The sequence below is a fragment of the Streptomyces sp. NPDC026500 genome (assembly GCF_055567635.1).
Window position 1 is genome coordinate 141,731 of the sequence record NZ_JBVHQB010000007.1, and the last position, 18,922, is coordinate 160,652.

Genomic DNA, 18,922 nt, shown 5'->3' on the forward strand with positions numbered 1-18,922 from the left:
GAAAGAAGGCAATACCCCATGAGCAGCAACGAGACGCCCCGCGGCCCCGTCGATTCGTCCCGCATCCCGCGGTACGCCGGCCCCGCGACCTTCGCCCGGCTGCCCCGCCTCGACGAGGTCGGCACCACCGATGTCGCCGTGGTCGGTGTGCCGTTCGACTCCGGCGTCTCGTACCGGCCGGGCGCCCGCTTCGGCGGCAACGCGATCCGCGAGGCGTCCCGGCTGCTGCGCCCCTACAACCCCGCGCAGGACGCCTCCCCGTTCGCCCTCGCGCAGGTCGCGGACGCCGGTGACATCGCGGCGAACCCGTTCAACATCAACGAGGCCGTCGAGACGGTGGAGGCCGCCGCCGACGAGCTGCTCGGCACCGGCGCCCGCCTGATGACCCTGGGCGGCGACCACACCATCGCGCTCCCCCTGCTGCGCTCCGTCGCCAAGAAGCACGGCCCGGTCGCGCTGCTCCACTTCGACGCGCACCTCGACACCTGGGACACGTACTTCGGCGCCGAGTACACCCACGGCACCCCGTTCCGCCGCGCCGTCGAGGAAGGCATCCTCGACACCTCGGTGCTCTCCCACGTCGGCATCCGCGGGCCGCTCTACGGCAAGCAGGACCTCACCGACGACGAGAAGATGGGCTTCGGCATCGTCACCTCGGCGGACGTCTACCGCCGCGGCGCCGACGAGGTCGCCGACCAGCTGCGCCAGCGCATCGGCAACCGCCCGCTCTACATCTCCATCGACATCGACTGCCTCGACCCGGCGCACGCGCCCGGCACGGGCACCCCGGAGGCGGGCGGCATGACCTCCCGCGAGCTCCTGGAGATCCTGCGCGGCCTGTCGTCCTGCAACCTGGTCTCGGCCGACGTGGTCGAGGTCGCCCCGGCGTACGACCACGCCGAGATCACCGCGGTGGCGGCGTCCCACACCGCGTACGAACTGACCACCATCATGTCCCGCCAGATCGCGGAGGCCCGGAGCAAGTGACCCACGACCACGACCTGGTTCTCCGTCCGTCGGCGGCACAGACGGAGGCCGCGCTCAACCCGCCCCCCGGCCGCAACGGCGGAGACCTGGTCGTGGAGACCCTCTCCGGTCTCGGCGCGACGACCGTGTTCGGGCTGCCGGGTCAGCACGCGCTCGGCATGTTCGACGCGCTGCGCCGCTCCTCGCTCCAGTACGTCGGCCTGCGCGTCGAGAACAACGCCGGCTTCGCGGCGGACGCCTACGGCCGGATCACCGGCGAGGCCGCGCCGCTGCTGCTCTCCACCGGCCCCGGGGCGCTGACCTCGCTCGCCGCGCTCCAGGAGGCGCGCGCCGCCTCGGCGCCCGTCCTCGCCATCAGCAGCCAGATCCCGACCGCGGGACTCGGCGGCGGCCGGCACGGCTATCTGCACGAACTCCCCGACCAGCAGGCCTCGTTCCGGGGCGTGGTGAAGTCGGTCCACACGGTCCGTACGCAGTCCCAGATCCCCTCCGCCATCGCGGCGGCCTGGGAGTCGGCGCTGACCGCCCCGCACGGACCGGTGTGGGTGGAGATCCCGCAGGACGTGCTCCTCGCCGAGACGAGCCTGCCGATGGTGACGGCGATGGACGCGACCCCCGAGGACGTCGTCCCGCGCCCCGAACTGACCGCGCTGGCAGCCCACTTGCTGTCCTCGGCGGCCCGCCCCGCGATCATCGCGGGCGGCGGTGTCGTCCGGTCGGACGCGTCCGGCAAGCTGCGCGCGCTCGCCGAGAAGCTGAACGCGCCGGTCGTCACCACCTTCGGCGGCAAGGGCGCCTTCCCCTGGGAGCACCCGCTGTCCCTCCAGTCCTGGCTGGAGGACCGGTACACGACCGACTTCCTGGAGGACGCGGACGTCCTGCTGGTGGTGGGCTCGGGTCTCGGCGAACTCTCCTCGAACTACCACACGTTCAGGCCCCGCGGCCGGGTGATCCAGATCGAGGCCGACCTCGGCAAGCTGGAGTCCAACCACCCGGCGCTGGGCATCCACGCGGACGCGCGCCTCGCGCTGTCCGCGCTCCTGGAGACGGTGGAGGAACGCCCCGACCCGACGGCGCCGGACCGCGTGAGCACGGTCCTCGCCCGGGTGGCGGAGCGCATCGCCGCCCAGGAACTCACCCTGGAACAGGACGTGCTGGCGTCCGTCCGCCGAGCCCTGCCCGCCACCTCCCCGTCCTTCTGGGACATGACGATCCTTGCGTACTGGGCCTGGTCGGCCTTCGACCCGCGCGGCGCCAACACCATGCACTCCGCCCAGGGCGCCGGCGGCCTCGGCTACGGCTTCCCGGCGGCGCTGGGCGCGGCGGCCGCCGACCCCTCCCGCCCGGTCCTCGCGGTCTCCGGCGACGGCGGCGCGCTGTACTCCATCGCCGAGCTGGCCACGGCGAAGCAGTGCGACCTCCCGGTCACCTGGCTCATCGTCGACGACGGCGGATACGGCATCCTGCGCGAGTACATGACCGGCGCCTTCGGCCGGGCGACCGCCACGGAACTGTCCCGTCCGGACTACGTGGCCCTCGCCGAGTCGTTCGGCGTGCCGGGCGTCCTCACGAGCCCCGAGAGGCTGGAGGAAGACCTGGCCAAGGCGCTGGCCGCGCCCGGCCCATCGGTGGTCGTCCTCCCGGCGGTACTGCGGATGTTCGCGCCGACCCACCTGGACTGAGCGTCCGGCCCGGGACCCTCCCGCGGGGGAAGAGGTCCCGGGCCGACCCGTCGTCTACCAGATCGCCTCGACCCACTCCGGGTGGTCGATGAACGGGTTGCGGTTGTGCTGGTAGGTGTCGTAGATGACCTGGTTGCGCTTCTCCTCGAAGGCGCTCGGCGGGTCCTCGTCGTTCCACGCCTTGAGCACGGACAGCTTGCCGATGTACGGGGCGCTGCCGTTGTTGACCTTCTCGTCGGGCTCCAGGTTCGCGAAGCCGTCGTCGCCCTCGTAGCGGACCGCCATGTAGAGGATCATGCGGGCCACGTCGCCCTTGTCGGCGTCGCGCGGCTCGAAGGAGTCGGAGTCGACCTTGCTGCCGCCCCCGTTGGTGACCGCGCTGCCGCCGTTGTCGAAGTCCAGGTTGCCCCGGATGCTGTTGACCTGGACGTCCGCGGGGCGCAGATGGTGCAGGTCGGTGCCGGGACCGGTCACCTCGCCGAAGTCGCCGTGCGACTTGGCCCAGGTGTGCTCGCGGTTCCAGTCGCCGACGTCGCCGCCGTTGAGGGACTTGGCGCGCGAGACACCGCTGTACAGCAGGATCACGTTGCTGCTGTTGTTCGGGTCCTGGTCGGTGGCCATCAGCGCGTTCCAGACCGCGGAGTACGAGATCTTGGTCTGGCTGCTGATGATGGTGTGCAGCGAGGACTTCAGGCTCGTGCCGGTCTTGCCGATCGCGTTCTTGTAGTACGTGCTGTCGTACGCGGTCGTGGTGGCGCTCGCGGGGGTCGCGGTCAACGTCGGGAGGGTGATGCCGACGAGGATCGCGGAGGTACTCAGCGCCAGGATCTTCCAGCGGTCAATGTGCGTGGCGGGCATCGTGGGGTGTCCGTTCTACGCGGGTTGAATGGAGCGGATAACCGGGAGCGTGACATGGACATGAGGTTCCTGGGGTTAAGGAGAGGTGTCGGTTCCGTGTCGGGATTCAACAACTCGCCCGGTGCGTACGAGACATGACATACCGGACGCCTCCGGCCGGGACCGCGAGCGGCCCCTGACCGGGTGGGGTCAGGGGCCGCCGGGTGTCGGGAGCGGGGTCAGCCGAGGTCGGAGGGGTCGAGCCGGTAGAGTGTGGAGGTCGACTGGCCGCTGCTCTGCGTGCCGGTGCCGGTGCCGGTGCCGGTGCCGGTGCCGGAGGCGGAGGCGGAACCCGAGCCCGCGCCGGAGTTGGAGCCGGACCCTGAGCCGGACCCGGCAGCGGACCCGGACCCGGCAGTGGAGCCGGACTCCGAAGTGGAGCCCGACGACGCGGACTTGTCGTACGCGCTCTCCTTCACCGCCGTGCCGTTCTTCTCCACCCACGCGGTGATCTGCGAGTTGAGCGTGTTGTTCCCGCCCATCCCGCCGCCCATGCCGCCGCCGAGCTGGATGTAGTGCAACTCGCCCTTGCGCACCAGCTCCTTGAGCTTGGCGAGGGTCATGGCCTTGTCGGAACCGGTGAAGCCGAACATGGAGATGACGGGTTTGCCGGTGCTCACGATCAGCTGCGCCGCACCCTGCGAATTGGATACGGCCAGCAGCCACTTCGCGCCGTCCTGGTGCTTCTCCAGATAGGAGACCAGGGCGCTGCTGGTGCTGCCGCCCATGCCGCCGCCCCCGCCGAAGCCGCCCGCGCCACCGGGCTGGTCCCCGGTACCGCCCGGGGCGGTACCGTTCCCGCCCTCCGCCTGGCCACCGCCGGGGAACTCCCCGTTCCCGCCGCCCGGTTGGCCCGCGTCCTGGCCGCCGCCTGGGAAGCCGCCCTCGGGCAGTTCGCCGTTCCCGCCGGGTGCCTGGCCGCCGCCGGGGAAGCCGCCGGCCTGCCCTCCGGCCTCGGCGTCCGGACCACCCTGCCGGGTGGCGCCGGGGCCGCCCCGGCCGCCGCCCGGACCGCCGCCGAAGCCGCCGCTGCCGGTGCTCGGGCCCGCCGTCGGATTGGTGCCGCCCATGCCACCGCCACCCTGGCCGCCACCGGCCGCCAGGGGTTCGGCGACGGCGTACGCCGTCGGGCCGGCGAGGGCCGCGACGACCGCCGCGGCCACGGATGCGGTGAGCAGCCGGGCCCGGTTGGCGGAGCCGAACCGGGCCCGGCTGCCGGAACGGAAGGCGATCAGACCCGCGATGGCCAGTGCCATGACCACCGCGACGGCCGGCCACAGCCAGCCGTTCCAGTCGTCGGCCCGGCGCAGCAGGACGACCGACCAGATCGCGGTGACCGCGAGTCCGGCGGGCAGCACCCACACCCAACGGGCGTCCTGGCCGCGGAAGGCGCGCAGCAGCAGGACACCGCCCGCGCCGGTCAGGGCCGCGATGCCGGGAGCGAGCGCGGTCGTGTAGTAGGGGTGCATCGTGCCCTCGGCCATGCTGAACGTCAGATAGTGCAGGACGGTCCAGCCGCCCCACAGCACCAGCGCGGCCCGCTTCGGGTCGGTGCGCGGCGCACGTCCGCACAGCACCAGGCCGCCCACGAGCGCGATGCCCGCGAAGGGCAGCAGCCAGGAGATCTGGCCGCCGAGGATGTCGTTGAACATCCGGCCGAGGCCCGCGGTCCCGGCGAAGGTGCCGCCCCCGCCGCCCCCGCCGCCTCCGCCGTTGCCCTCGCCGCCCAGCACCCGGCCCAGGCCGTTGTAACCCATGATCAGGTCCCAGGCGGAACCGTCCGTGGAGCCTCCGATGTACGGGCGGTCGTCGGCCGGTACGAGCGAGACGGCGGCTGCCCACCAGAAGCTCGCGACGGCCAGCGTCACGGTGGCGAGGAGCAGGTTGCGGACCTTCTTCGCCCAGCCGAGCCGGGAGGCGTACACGTACACGGCGAAGACCGCGGGGAGGGCGATGTAGGCCTGGAGCATCTTGGTGTTGAAGGCGAGCCCGAAGCACACCGCCGAGCCGAGCAGCGACAGCAGCCTGCCGTCACGGGTGGCCCGCAGGCCCAGCGCCGCGCCCGCGACCATCAGCAGGACGAGCGTGGTGTCCGGGTTGTTGTCGCGGTTGATGGCGACCGTGATCGGGGTCAGGGCCAGGACCAGTGCGGCCACCGCGGCCGCCGGATGGCCGAAGACCCGCTTCACGGAGGAGTGCAGGATCCAGATCGTGCCGAGCGCGGCGGCGACCATGGGCGCCATCATCTGCCAGGTGCCGAAGCCGAAGACCCGGCAGGACAGACTCATGATCATGAGAGCGAACGGCGGTTTGTCGACGGTGATGAAGTTGCCCGCGTCGAGCGAGCCGAAGAACCAGGCCTTCCAGCTCTGCGTACCGCTGAGCACCGCGGCGCTGTAGAAGCTGTTCAGGCCGGCGGCCGACAGGTTCCAGGAGTACAGGACCGCGGCGAGTACGAGGATCGCCACCAGCGCGGGCAGCGACCAGCGGGGTGCGGCCGCCGGCGCCGTCCCCGCGGGCCCGGCCGGCGCGGGAACCGGCGGCGGGGCGGGGGGAGTCGTGGGGGCGTCGGGCGATGGGTCAGTGGCAGACGTCACCATCGAACCCTGACGCGAGGTGATGGGTGCGCACTGTGCTCCGGCTGGGGGTGAGCTGTGCATCCGGCCTCCGCCCCCGGGCTTCCGTCCCCGGGCCTCCGCCCCCAGGCCTCCGAACGCCGGGTTTCCGCCCCCGGGCTTCCGTTGCCGGGCCTCCGTCCCCAGGCCTCCGAACGCCGGTCTCTGCCCTCGGGCCTCTGTACGCAGGGCTTCCGGCGCCCCGGGTTTACGTGTCCCGAGTCTTCGCGCCCGGACTCGTCGCTGGAGCCCCCGCGTCCCGAACCCCCGTACCTAGAACGCCCGTACAACTTTCGGACGCCCCTGTGAGTCATCTGAGGTGAGCGCGCCCGTGGCGCGTTCGTATCGCTTCAAGGGGATGGGAAGCCTCCATGATTCACCGGATATCCCGGGGTGCCCGTGTGCTCGCAGTGAGCCTCGGCGCCGGGGTCATCGTGCCGCTCGCGGTCGCCGCGGCCCCCGCCGCCGCCACGCCGGCGCCGACGGTCAGCTGCACGTCGGGCAAGGCCGGCCTGGCCGCCAAACTCCAGACGGACATCACCGCGGCGCTCGCGAACCGCAAGGGCACCGTCGCGGTCGGCCTGTACGACCGCTCGACCAACACCACCTGCACACTCCGCGCCACCACCTCGTTCGACTCGGCCAGCACGGTGAAGGTCACCGTCCTCGCCACGCTGCTGTGGGACGCGAAGAAGCACAACCGCTATCTGACGAGCACCGAGACCTCGCTCGCCACCAAGATGATCACCCAGTCGGACAACGCCTCGACCACCAAGCTGTGGAACCAGCTCGGTCTGACGAAGATCAAGGGCTTCCTGACCGCGGCGGGGATGACGAAGACCACGCCGGGCACCGGCGGCTACTGGGGTCTGACGCAGATCAACGTCACCGACGAGCAGAAGCTGCTGAAGCTCATCACCGCCAAGAACACGGTGCTGAGCGACAACTCCCGCGCGTACATCCTGAAGCTCATGGGCCAGGTCATCTCCTCGCAGCGCTGGGGGACACCGGCCGGGGCGCCCTCGACGGTCGCCGTGCACGTCAAGAACGGCTGGCTCTCGCGCTCCACGAACGCGTGGCGGGTGCACAGCCTCGGCACCTTCAACGGCGGCGGCCACGACTACATGATGTCGGTGCTCACCGTCGGCAGCAGCACCATGGACTACGGCGTCGCCACCATCCAGGCCGTCGCCAAGGTCATCCACAAGGACCTCGTGCCGGTCACCGTCGCCGCCCAGCGGTTCACGCCGACCTCGCAGCCGTCGGAGGCCTTCCCGGCCGTCCCGGCCAGCTGACCGAGGCCGCTCCCCCGGGCATCCGTACGCCCGCACTCCCGCGTTCGCACGCCTGCACATCCTCTTCCGCCCGCCCGGCCACCGTGCCCGGCGGGCGGAAGATTGTTGCGGAGGGATGAAATCCGCTCCGTCCGGCGTTGGTGCATTCCGGCGGAGTGAGATCTACGGAAGGTACCGGAGTGGCGACGGAACGGGGATGGGCACGGCGGCTCGCCGGGTACGCGTGGCGGTACCCGAAGGACGTGCTGCTCGCGCTCGGCTCCTCGCTGGGCGGCATGGCCCTCATGGCGGTGGTCCCGCTGGTCACCAAGGTGATCATCGACGACGTCATCGGCGACCACAGCAGAGGCATGGCCCCCTGGGCGGGCGCGCTGCTCGGCGCGGCCGTCCTCGTCTACGTCCTCACCTACATCCGCCGCTACTACGGCGGTCGGCTCGCCCTCGACGTCCAGCACGACCTCCGTACCGACATGTACGAGACGATCACCCGGCTGGACGGGCGGCGCCAGGACGAGCTGTCCACCGGGCAGGTCGTGGGCCGCGCGACCAGTGACCTCCAGCTGATCCAGGGCCTGCTCTTCATGCTCCCGATGACCATCGGGAACATCCTGCTCTTCCTGATCTCCCTCGGGATCATGGCCGCGCTGTCCCTGCCGCTCACCCTGGTCGCGCTGGCCGTCGCCCCGGCCCTCTGGTTCGTCGCCAAGCGCAGCCGCTCCCGGCTGCACCCCGCGACCTGGTACGCACAGGCGCAGGCCGCCGCCGTGGCGGGTGTCGTCGACGGAGCCGTCAGCGGCGTCCGCGTGGTGAAGGGCTTCGGCCAGGAGGACCAGGAGACCGGCAAGCTGCGCGAGGTCGGGCGGCGGCTCTTCGCGGGCAGGCTGCGGACCATCCGGCTCAACGCCAAGTACACCCCCGCCCTCCAGGCCGTGCCCGCCCTCGGCCAGGTCGCGATGCTCGCGCTCGGCGGCTGGCTGGCCGTGCGCGGCCAGATCACGCTGGGCACCTTCGTGGCCTTCTCCACGTACCTCGCGCAGCTCGTCGGACCGGTGCGGATGCTGGCCGTCGTCCTCACCGTCGGACAGCAGGCCCGCGCCGGCGCCGAGCGGGTCCTCGAACTGATCGACACCGAGCCGTCGATCAAGGACGGCACCAAGACCCTGCCGGCCGACGCGCCCGCCACCGTCGAGTTCGACGACGTGTCGTTCGGATACGCGGAGGGCCGGCCGGTCCTGGACGGGCTGAGTTTCGAGATCCGGCCCGGCGAGACCCTCGCCGTCGTCGGCTCGTCCGGCTCCGGCAAGTCGACGGTCTCGCTGCTGATGCCCCGCTTCTACGACGTGACGCACGGCGCCGTCCTCATCGGCGGGCACGACGTCCGCGAGCTGACCACCCAGTCGCTGCGCGCCGCGATCGGGCTCGTCCCCGAGGACTCCTTCCTCTTCTCCGACACCGTGCGCGCCAACATCGCCTACGGCCGCCCCGACGCCACCCAGGACGAGATCGAAGCGGCCGCGCGCGCCGCCCAGGCGGACCGTTTCATCGCGGAGCTGCCCGGCGGCTACGACACCAAGGTCGGCGAGCACGGCCTCACCCTCTCCGGAGGCCAGCGCCAGCGTGTCGCGCTCGCCCGCGCGATCCTCACCGACCCGCGGCTCCTCGTCCTCGACGACGCCACCTCCGCCGTGGACGCCCAGGTCGAGCACGAGATCCACGAGGCGCTGGGGCACGTCATGCAGGGCCGCACGACCCTGCTGATCGCGCACCGCCGCTCCACCCTCAACCTCGCCGACCGCATCGCCGTCCTCGACGGCGGCCGGCTCGCCGACATCGGCACCCACGAGGAGCTCCAGAACCGCTCCGCGCTCTACCGGCGGCTGCTCACCGACCCCGACGAGCTGGGCGGGGTCTCCCCGGGCCACGCCCTGCCGACGGCGCCGCGGGAGGACAGTTCCGTACGCGAGGAGCTGGACGCCGAGTTCGACGCCGAGCGCGGGGTGACGCCGCACCTGTGGACCGGCGACCGCGAGCCCAGGGACAACGCGCTCGAAGGAATGCCCGCCACCCCCGGACTCCTAGCCCAGGTCGAGGCGCTGCCCCCGGCCACCGACGTCCCGGACGTCGACGAGGCCCGCGCGGTCGGGGCCGAGGACTCCTACGGACTGCGCAGACTGCTGCGCGGCTTCGGGGCCCCGCTGCTCATCAGCCTGGCGCTGGTCGCCGTCGACGCGGTGATGACACTGCTGCTGCCCATCCTGATCCGGCACGGCATCGACCAGGGCGTCACACGGCTCGCGCTCGGCGCGGTGTGGGCGGCGGCCGCGCTCGCGCTGGTCACCGTGCTCGTCCAGTGGGCGGCGCAGATCGGCGAGACCCGGATGACGGGCCGTACCGGCGAGCGGGTCCTGTACGCGCTGCGCCTGAAGATCTTCGCGCAGCTCCAGCGCCTCGGGCTCGACTACTACGAGCGGGAGCTCACGGGCCGGATCATGACCCGGATGACGACCGACGTCGACGCCCTGTCCACGTTCCTGCAGACCGGGCTCGTCACCGCCTTCGTCTCCGTCGTCACCTTCTTCGGCATCATGGTCGCCCTGCTCGTGATCGACGTACAGCTGGCGCTGGTCGTCTTCGTGACGCTGCCGCCGCTGGTCATCGGCACGTTCTTCTTCCGCAGGGCGAGCGTCAAGGCGTACGAACTGGCCCGCGAACGCGTGTCCGTGGTCAACGCCGATCTCCAGGAGTCGGTGTCCGGGCTGCGGATCCTCCAGGCGTTCCGGCGCGAGGACGCGAGCGCGCGGCGGTTCGCCGAGGGCAGCGACAGCTACCGCAGGGCCCGGATCCGCGGACAGTGGCTGATCTCCGTCTACTTCCCGTTCGTCCAGCTGCTGGCCTCGGGGGCCGCGGCGGCCGTGCTGATCGTGGGCGCCCACCGGATCGACTCCGGCACGCTCACGGCCGGCGCGCTGGTCGCCTACCTCCTCTACATCGACCTGTTCTTCGCGCCCGTGCAGCAGCTCTCGCAGGTCTTCGACGGTTACCAGCAGGCCACCGTCTCGCTGGGCCGCATCCAGGAACTGCTCCGGGAGCCGACCTCGACCAAGGCCGCCGTCGAACCGCTGGAGATTTCGTCGCTGCGGGGCGAGATCGCGTTCGAGGACGTCGACTTCGCGTACGGCCCGGCGGACGAGGCCGAGGAGGCGCTCAGCGCGGTGTCGCTGCGCATCCCCGCCGGACAGACCGTCGCCTTCGTCGGCGAGACCGGCGCGGGCAAGTCGACGCTCGTGAAGCTGGTCGCGCGGTTCTACGACCCGACGGGCGGGCGGGTGACGGTCGACGGCACGGATCTGCGCGACCTCGACATCACCTCCTACCGGCACCGGCTGGGCGTCGTCCCCCAGGAGGCCTACCTCTTCCAGGGGACCGTCCGCGACGCCATCGCCTACGGCCGTCCCGGCGCCACCGACGCCGAGGTGGAGGCAGCCGCCCGCGCGGTCGGCGCGCACGAGATGATCGCCACGCTGGACCGCGGCTATCTCCACGAGGTCGCCGAGCGCGGCCGCAACCTCTCCGCAGGACAGCGCCAGTTGATCGCGCTGGCCCGCGCGGAACTGGTCGATCCGGACGTGCTGCTCCTCGACGAGGCGACGGCCTCGCTCGACCTGGGGACGGAGGCCCTGGTCAACCAGGCCACCGACCGGCTGGCGGGCCGCCGTACGACGCTGGTGGTCGCCCACCGGCTGACGACGGCCGCCCGCGCCGACCGGGTCGTGGTGATGGACCACGGCCGCGTCACCGAGGACGGCACCCACGACGAACTGCTCCGCCTCGACGGCCGTTACGCCGCGCTGTGGCGGACCTTCGTGGGTTCCCCGGAGCCCGAGGAGCCGGTCAGCTCCTCGGCCTGACGTCAGCTTCTCGGCCTCATGTCAGCTCCTCGGCTTGATGTCGGAGATCTTCTTCGTCGCCAGATCCGACTGCACCGTCAGATAGGTGTACGTCGGGTGCTGGACGGAGCCCCAGGTCAGCCGGACCGTCGACCAGGTGTGCCCGGCGCCGCTGTCGCCCGGCGTCACCTTCCAGGCGCTCGGCACGTCCTGGGCGCGCAGCACCCCGTCGGCGTGCTGGTGGTTCTCCCAGCCGGCGAGCCGGGTGCGGAACCCCGGGGTCAGGTAGAAGGACCGGAGTTGGGTGCTGAGACGGCCGGAACCGGCGTCGGTCACGGCGTCGATGTAGGCGCCGTAGAAGTCGGCCACACGGTCGTAGACAGGACCGTTGCTCCCGCTGCGGGCGGGCGGTGGAGCGGTGGAACTCGCGACGGCGGGCACCGCGGCTCCGGCGGTGATCAGAAGGGCCGCGGCCACGAGTGCGCGGCTGGACGTGCGGGATGACTTGATGCCGGACATGAACTACCACCTTTCGTCTTCTGATCAGTTGGACCCCGGGTAAACGGGCACGGTTGCCCTGAAAAAGGAAAAAACCTCTCACGAGTGAGGTGGCACCGACAGCGATGTCGTAGCGGTACGCAACCATCCGCCGTACGTCCTGCGTCCGTACACCAGTACGCTGATTGCTGCGGGAGGGACAACAGTGGACAGTGGTGCGATACGCCGACGGCTGGCGCTGGGTCTGGCCGTACTGACCGCGGCCGGACTGCTCGCGTTCATGAGTCCGGGCAGCGCCCAGGCCGCCCCCTCCTCCTGCGCGGGCCGCAAGGTCCGCACGCTGCCCTTCTCGACCGGCTCCGTGCAGGTGTACAAGCGCAGCGGTTACGTCTGCGCCGTGACCTTCCCCGGGGCGCGGGGCTCGCGCAAGCGGATGTCCGTCAGCGTGCAGGCGCGCGGTGGCCGGCCGGTGATGGACTCCGGGCACTTCGCGCATCACGCGGGCCCGGTCACCCTGTACGCGGGCCATCGCTGTGTCCGGATCAAGGGCTCGGTCGGTTCGGGATCGGTGAGTTCCGGCTGGATCCTCTGCTGAGTCGTGCATGACCCAAGAACCCCTGGTGTCACGGGAGTTGCTCCGTTAGGTTCCGGCGGACAGCTGCGTATTCCCAGGGGAGGGTGCATGCGCAAGGCGCTCAGATGGCTGCTCGCGCTCACGGTGCTCATAGGCACGCTGAGCACGGCGGGGGCGGCCACCGCCGCCCCCAAGCTCTCGGCTTCGCTCGAGCAGGGGAGACCCCCATCGCCGGAGGCCCAAGGCACGACCGGCACGACCAGCACGACCGACGGGGACATCCTGGACCGGCTTCTCGCGATTCCGGGCATGAGCCTGATCCAGGAGAAGCCCTACACCGGCTACCGGTTCTTCGTCCTGGACTACACCCAGCCGATCGACCACCGGCATCCGTCCAAGGGCACGTTCCAGCAGCGCATCACCGTGCTGCACAAGGACACCGCGCGCCCGACGGTCTTCTACACCGGCGGCTACAACGTCTCCACCACCCCGAGCCGGCGCGAGCCGACCCAGATCGTGGACGGCAACCAGGTCTCGATGGAGTACCGCTTCTTCACGCCGTCCCGGCCCGACCCGGCCGACTGGTCCAAGCTCGACATCTGGCAGGCGGCCAGCGACCAGCACCGCATCTTCCAGGCGCTGAAGCCGGTCTACGGCCAGAAGTGGATCTCCACCGGTGGCTCGAAGGGCGGCATGACCGCCACGTACTACGAGCGCTTCTACCCGCGCGACATGGACGGCGTCGTCGCCTACGTCGCGCCCAACGACGTCGTGAACGACGAGGACTCGGCGTACGACCGCTTCTTCGCGGGTGTCGGCACCAAGGAATGCCGCGACAAGCTGGACGCCGTGCAGCGCGAGGCACTCGTGCGCCGTGAGCCGCTGGAGAGCAAGTACGCGGCGTACGCCGCCGACAACGGCTACACCTTCACCACGATCGGCAGCCTCGACAAGGCGTACGAGGCGGTCGTGCTCGACTACGTCTGGGGCTTCTGGCAGTACAGCCTGCTGAAGGACTGCGACACGATCCCGGCGGACGCCGCGCACGCGAGCGACGACGACATCTGGAACTCCGTCGACACCATCTCCGGCTTCTCCGCCTACACCGACCAGGGCCTGGAGACGTACACCCCGTACTACTACCAGGCGGGCACCCAACTGGGCGCGCCCACCATCCACTTCCCGTACATCGAGAAGAAGTACATCCGCTACGGCTACCAGCCCCCGCGCAACTTCGTCCCGCGCGCCATCCCGATGCGGTTCCAGCCGTCGGCGATGCGTGACGTCGACGGCTGGGTCCGTCACCACGCGCACCACATGCTGTTCGTCTACGGCCAGAACGACCCCTGGGGCGCCGAGCGGTTCCGCCTCGGTTCCGGGACGCGCGATGCCTACGTCTTCACGGCGCCGGGCCTCAACCACGGCGCCAATGTCGCGGGGCTCGTCGCCGACCAGAAGGCGCTCGCCACCGCCCGCATCCTGCAATGGGCGGGCGTCGCCTCCGCGACGGTCCGGGCGAACCCGTCGGCGGCCCGGCCGCTCGCGAGGTTCGACGCGCGGCTGGACCGGCGTGACGTCGAACGCGAGATGACGCTCCGTCCGTAACCGGATGCCGGCTGCGCCCGTCCCCGGTCACACCGGGCGGGCGCAGCCCACCGGCCTGGTGCCGCCGAGTTCGACGTAGAGCTCCGTGCCGGACGGGCACTTGGAGCGGGCCGTCACCGCCGACGTCACCTTGTACTCCGGGCGCTTCTCGCCCGTGCCGTCGCACGCCGTCTCGCGGACCTGCCCGCGGCCCGATCCGTAGACGCAGTCGCCGACGATGGTCCGGGGGCCTCCGCCGCCGCCCGGGTCGCCGGGGTGCGGGGGTTCGAGCTTGCGCATGCAGGCGTAGCCCTGCGGGACGGCGGCGTCGCCGCTCTCGTCGGAGGGGGGCTCGGTCTCGCTGATGTGCAGCACGAAGTCCGTGGTCGCCGGGCAGGACGGACCGTCCGCGACGCTGCCGTCGTAGCGGGCGATCACCCGGGCGGCGGCCCGTTCGCTGCCGCAGGGCACCTCGGTGAAACTGGTCGTGCCGAAGGAACTGCACTCGCCACGGCCGAGGAAGACCGATCCGTAGCCGGAGGGGCGCGTCGAGGCCGCCGCCGGGTCGGGGGCGGCGGCTCCGGAGCCGGACCAGTGGTCGCAGCCCGCGAGGGCGGCCCCGGCCAGCAGCAGGGCGCACACCATTCCCGCGGAACGCCGACACACCGAGCTGGCTCGCATGGCTTCCCCCCGACCCCCGCCCAGCGTGACCCGCCGAAGCAGGCACACGCCAGACGTGCGGGGCCCTTTGGCTCACTTGGGGGTGGCGCGCCCGGTGGGCTGCGTACGGCTAGTACGTCAACCCGTACCCGATCGGATACAGCACCTGCGCCGGGTCGTCCGCCCGCTGCACCGCCACCGGCAGTTTGCCCCGCGGATCCACCCGGCCGGCGATCACCCGGGCGGCGGCGCGCACTTCGACATCGGTCCAGGAGTACGAGGCCAGGCACGCGCCGACACCCGGGAGCAGGGCGATGTCGTACGGGTTGCGGATGGCGACGGCGATCACCGGGACACCCGTGGCGAGCAGACGCTCGACCAGGGTCTTCTGGGACCCGGCCGCCGTCAGGTTGTACGTCGCGACGACCACCGCGTCCGCGTCGGCCGCCGCGGCGACGGCCTTGGCGATCGTCGCCGCCGAGGGTGCCGTACCGGTGGACAGGGCCGTCGCCGTGAAGCCCAGCTCGGTCAGCGCGCCGGCCAGAACAGTGGTGGGCGGCCCGTCGGACAGCGACGGCGAGGCGGGATCGGCGCCCACCACCAGCACCCTCGGGGTACTCCGCCGGGACAGCGGGAGCAGCCCCTCCTTGTTGACCAGCAGTGTGGTGGTGCGCTCGGCGATCCGGTCGGCCGCCCTGAGATGCGCCGGGATGCCGACCACCCGGTCGACGCCCGCGTCACGCACGTACGGGTCGCTCAAGACGCCGTGCTTCGACTTGAGCCGCAGGATGCGCAGGATCGATTCGTCGAGGCGGGCCTCGGTCAGCTCGCCGCCGCGTACGGCGTTCAGCACCGCGTTCCACGCGACGCTCAGGTCGGGCGGGTTGAGGAGCTGGTCGACACCGGCCTTGAGGGCGAGGACGGGGACGCGGTCGTCGCCGTACTTCGTCCGGACGCCCTCCATGCCCAGCGAGTCCGTCACCACGACGCCGTCGTAGCCCAGTTCGCCGCGCAGGATGCCGGTGAGGATCGGGTGGGAGAGGGTGGCGGGGTCGCCGGCCGGGTCGAGCGCCGGGACCATGATGTGCGCCGTCATGATCGAGTCGATGCCGGCGCGGATCGCCGCCCGGAAGGGCACCGCGTCGAGGGCCGACCACAGTTCGCGGCTGTGGGTGATGACGGGGAAGCCGAAGTGGCTGTCCACTGCGGTGTCGCCGTGGCCGGGGAAGTGCTTGGCCGTGGCCGCGACGCCGGAGCTCTGGTACCCCTTCACCTCGGCGGCCACCATGCCCGCCACCGCGTCGGGGTCGGCCCCGAAGGAGCGGACGCCGATCACCGGGTTGGCCGGGTTGACGTTCACGTCGGCGTCGGGGGAGTAGTCCTGGTTGATGCCGATCGCGCGCAGTTCGGCGCCGCTGATCCGGCCCACCGTCCGGGCGTCGGCCCGCGAGCCGCCCGCGCCCAGCGCCATGGCGCCCGGGAACAGCGTCGCGGGCTTGCCCACCCGAGCCACTATCCCGTGCTCCTGGTCGGTGGAGATCAGCAGCGGCAGCCCGCGCGGCTGCTCCAGCGAGGCCCGCTGGATCCCGTTCGACAGATCGGCGATCTGATGCGGATCGCGGGTGTTGTGCGCCCAGGCGAAGTAGATGATGCCGCCGACGCGGTACTTGGCGATCAGATCGGCGGCCGTCCGGACGCCGATCTCCTTGAGGTTGGCGTCGATGTCGGCCTGGTCGGGCGCGGTGGCCGAATGGCCGTACACCCGCATGACGAAGAGCTGGCCGACCTTCTCCTCCAGGGTCATCCGGGAGATCAGGGCGCGCAGTCCCTTGTCGCCGTGCGGTCGGGCGTCGGCCGCGTGGGCGCGGGGTCCGGCGGCCAGCGCGGCGGTGATGCCCGCCGTGGCGGCGAGAACCGTACGCCGGGAGGGCCTTGACGGTCTGTCCGGCTCGGTCGGCCCGGACGGTCTTGCGGTGCTTCCCGTGCTGGAGTCGCGCACGAGCGCTCCTTCCCTCGTGAAGGAAACTTCCGAGGAGTCACGAATATCCGGGAAGTTTCTTCCAGTCAAGGGTGTGCACAGTATCCGGGAAGGGGCCGCCACCGGCGCAGTTGGAGGGGGGCGCGCCGGTGACGGCGTGCTGCCGGCCGCAGGCGGCGGAGAGGGTTGGTCAGCGATCGCAGCCAGCAGCGAAGCCGACACCGCACTGCGGAGACTCGTCCGGCAGCATGCGGATGTGACGAAGCGGGAGGGGCCCGGGTTCCCGGGATCCGGGGGATCGCCGGAAGTCGGTGCAGGTGGGGTGGATGAGTTGGCTGGGCCCTCTCAGCCGCGCGCCGCCGTCGACGGCCAGTGCGCCTGGACGGTGCGGACCGTCTCGGCGATGGCCGGCCGGCGCGCCGCCCCCGAGCGCCACAGAGCGTACAGCCGGCGAACGGGCAGCGAGTCGAGCGCTACCTCCACCACCCCTTCCGGGAGGGGGCCGCGGCCGAGGCGCGGGACGAGGGCGACGCCGAGGCCGGCGGCGACGAGGGCGATGAGGGTCGGGTTCTCCTCGGCCTGGTGGACGATGTCCGGCTCGCAGCCCGCCTCGCGCAGGGTGCGCACCAGCCAGTCGTGGCAGACCCGCCCCGGCGGCTGGCAGATCCAGCGCTGGCCGCCCAGGTCCTCCCGCCGCACCGAGGGCCGCCCGGCGAAGGGGTGTCCGGCGGGGACGAGCAGATCGCACAGGTCGGCCCCGTCTTCGGGATGTCGTCGGCGGCACTGTTCCTGCACGAGTCGATCAGCCCGCTGAGGTGGGCGGCGGCGGCCCTCCTGGTGGGCGGGGTGGCGCTTACCTCACGGTCGCCACGACAGGTCCAGTCGGCGGACGTTCCAGCGCCGGAGCGGGCCGGGGCGCCAGCATGACCCCATGGCCGTTGTCGACATTCCCGGTTCCAAGTCCATCACCGCCCGCGCGCTCTTCCTGGCCGCGGCGGCCGACGGGGTCACCCGCCTCGTCCGCCCGCTCCGCTCCGACGACACCGAGGGCTTCGCGGAGGGCCTGACCCGGCTCGGCTACCGCGTCGGCCGGACCCCGGACAGCTGGCACATCGACGGCCGTCCGCAGGGTCCGGCCGTGGCACGGGCCGACGTGTACTGCCGGGACGGCGCGACCACGGCCCGCTTCCTGCCGACGCTCGCCGCGGCGGGCCACGGCACCTACCGCTTCGACGCCTCGGCCCAGATGCGCCGGCGCCCGCTGGGCCCCCTGTCGAGGGCGCTGCGCGACCTGGGCGTGGACCTGCGGCACGAGGAGGCGGAGGGCCACCACCCGCTGCGTATCGCGGCGTCCGGGGTGGAGGGCGGCGCGGTCACCCTCGACGCCGGCCAGTCGTCCCAGTACCTCACCGCCCTGCTCCTGCTCGGCCCGCTGACCCGCAAAGGCCTGCGCATCGAGGTCACCGACCTCGTCTCCGCCCCCTACGTCGGGATCACCCTCGCGATGATGCGCGCGTTCGGGGCGGACGTACGGGTGGAGGGCGACGTCTTCGAGGTGGCGCCCGGCGGCTACCGGGCCACCACCTACCCGGTCGAGCCCGACGCCTCCACCGCGAGCTACTTCTTCGCGGCGGCCGCCCTGACCGGCCGCGAGGTCACCGTCCACGGCCTCGGCGCGCGGGCCCTCCAGGGCGACCTCGGCTTCGTGGACGTCCTGCGCCGGATGGGCGCGCACGTGGAGACCGGGCCCGACCGCACGACGGTGCGCGGCACCGGTGAACTGCGCGGCCTCACCGTCAACATGCGGGACATCTCCGACACCATGCCGACGCTCGCCGCGATCGCGCCCTTCGCCACCGGCCCGGTCCGCATCGAGGACGTCGCCAACACGCGGGTCAAGGAGTGCGACCGTCTCGAGGCCTGCGCGGAGAACCTCCGGCGGCTCGGCGTACGGGTGGAGACCGGCCCCGACTGGATCGAGATCCATCCGGGCGTCCCGTCCCCGGCCGAGATCAGGACGTACGGCGACCACCGCGTCGTCATGGCCTTCGCGGTGACGTCCCTGCGCACCCCGGGCATCGGCTTCGACGACCCGGGATGCGTACGCAAGACGTTCCCGGCCTTCCACGAGGTGTTCGGGGCCTGGGCCGCCGCCGGGGAGAACGGCTGAGCGGGACCGGAGAGCACCGCGGGCGTCTTGTCGCGGAGATCCCGGGCGGCTAACTTCCCGACGGGCAGCGCCAACCGCGCCTGCGATCCGACTGG

The 18,922-nt window shown here is 71.8% G+C and carries 12 protein-coding genes and 2 pseudogenes; 8 read left to right on the forward strand and 6 right to left on the reverse strand.

Annotated features, from left to right (window positions below; genetic code table 11):
- Window positions 1-18 precede the first annotated feature (18 nt).
- A complete protein-coding gene (speB, locus tag ACZ4N5_RS15135; RefSeq protein ID WP_467757536.1) occupies window positions 19-987 on the forward strand; it encodes an agmatinase in 969 nt (322 codons plus the stop codon).
- Window positions 984-2,669 (forward strand): thiamine pyrophosphate-binding protein, encoded by a 1,686-nt coding sequence (locus ACZ4N5_RS15140; protein ID WP_467757537.1) that lies wholly within the window; start codon window positions 984-986, stop codon window positions 2,667-2,669. Before speB ends, ACZ4N5_RS15140 begins: the two co-directional genes overlap by 4 nt.
- A gap of 54 nt (window positions 2,670-2,723) precedes the next feature.
- On the opposite strand, the gene ACZ4N5_RS15145 is transcribed toward ACZ4N5_RS15140, so the two are convergent.
- Together ACZ4N5_RS15145 and ACZ4N5_RS15150 are read right to left on the reverse strand one after the other, a co-directional pair.
- Window positions 2,724-3,527, reverse strand: coding sequence for an endonuclease I family protein (locus ACZ4N5_RS15145; RefSeq protein WP_467757538.1), 804 nt, complete (start codon window positions 3,525-3,527; stop codon window positions 2,724-2,726).
- Between the two features lie 218 nt (window positions 3,528-3,745).
- A complete protein-coding gene (locus tag ACZ4N5_RS15150) occupies window positions 3,746-6,163 on the reverse strand; it encodes an ArnT family glycosyltransferase (RefSeq protein WP_467757539.1) in 2,418 nt (805 codons plus the stop codon).
- A gap of 389 nt (window positions 6,164-6,552) precedes the next feature.
- Between ACZ4N5_RS15150 and ACZ4N5_RS15155 the strand changes: the two genes are divergently transcribed.
- On the forward strand, window positions 6,553-7,476 hold the full coding sequence (locus ACZ4N5_RS15155; RefSeq protein ID WP_467757540.1) for a serine hydrolase: 924 nt from the start codon (window positions 6,553-6,555) through the stop codon (window positions 7,474-7,476).
- 179 nt (window positions 7,477-7,655) lie between these two features.
- Window positions 7,656-11,384 (forward strand): ABC transporter ATP-binding protein, encoded by a 3,729-nt coding sequence (locus ACZ4N5_RS15160; RefSeq protein WP_467757541.1) that lies wholly within the window; start codon window positions 7,656-7,658, stop codon window positions 11,382-11,384.
- A 21-nt stretch (window positions 11,385-11,405) separates the two neighbouring features.
- On the opposite strand, the gene ACZ4N5_RS15165 is transcribed toward ACZ4N5_RS15160, so the two are convergent.
- On the reverse strand, window positions 11,406-11,882 hold the full coding sequence (locus tag ACZ4N5_RS15165) for a hypothetical protein (protein WP_467757542.1): 477 nt from the start codon (window positions 11,880-11,882) through the stop codon (window positions 11,406-11,408).
- Between the two features lie 184 nt (window positions 11,883-12,066).
- On the opposite strand from ACZ4N5_RS15165, the gene ACZ4N5_RS15170 reads away from it, so the two are divergent.
- Together ACZ4N5_RS15170 and ACZ4N5_RS15175 are read left to right on the forward strand one after the other, a co-directional pair.
- Complete coding sequence (locus ACZ4N5_RS15170; protein ID WP_467757543.1) at window positions 12,067-12,456, forward strand: hypothetical protein; 390 nt, start codon at window positions 12,067-12,069, stop codon at window positions 12,454-12,456.
- Between the two features lie 87 nt (window positions 12,457-12,543).
- A complete protein-coding gene (locus ACZ4N5_RS15175) occupies window positions 12,544-14,040 on the forward strand; it encodes a S28 family serine protease (RefSeq protein ID WP_467757544.1) in 1,497 nt (498 codons plus the stop codon).
- A 27-nt stretch (window positions 14,041-14,067) separates the two neighbouring features.
- Here the strand turns inward: ACZ4N5_RS15175 and ACZ4N5_RS15180 are convergent, their stop codons facing one another.
- From ACZ4N5_RS15180 to ACZ4N5_RS15190, 3 genes and pseudogenes are all read right to left on the reverse strand, one after another.
- Window positions 14,068-14,700, reverse strand: coding sequence for a hypothetical protein (locus ACZ4N5_RS15180; RefSeq protein WP_467757545.1), 633 nt, complete (start codon window positions 14,698-14,700; stop codon window positions 14,068-14,070).
- 109 nt (window positions 14,701-14,809) lie between these two features.
- Window positions 14,810-16,678, reverse strand: coding sequence for a glycoside hydrolase family 3 protein (locus ACZ4N5_RS15185; RefSeq protein ID WP_467757546.1), 1,869 nt, complete (start codon window positions 16,676-16,678; stop codon window positions 14,810-14,812).
- A 324-nt stretch (window positions 16,679-17,002) separates the two neighbouring features.
- Window positions 17,003-17,416: pseudogene (locus tag ACZ4N5_RS15190) on the reverse strand (LysR substrate-binding domain-containing protein); the annotation flags it as partial.
- Between ACZ4N5_RS15190 and ACZ4N5_RS15195 the strand changes: the two are divergent.
- Window positions 17,414-17,584 (forward strand): annotated as a pseudogene (locus tag ACZ4N5_RS15195) (EamA family transporter); the annotation flags it as partial. The pseudogenes ACZ4N5_RS15190 and ACZ4N5_RS15195 sit on opposite strands and share 3 nt — an antisense overlap.
- A gap of 4 nt (window positions 17,585-17,588) precedes the next feature.
- A complete protein-coding gene (gene aroA, locus ACZ4N5_RS15200; protein ID WP_467757547.1) occupies window positions 17,589-18,827 on the forward strand; it encodes a 3-phosphoshikimate 1-carboxyvinyltransferase in 1,239 nt (412 codons plus the stop codon).
- Window positions 18,828-18,922: the final 95 nt, after the last annotated feature.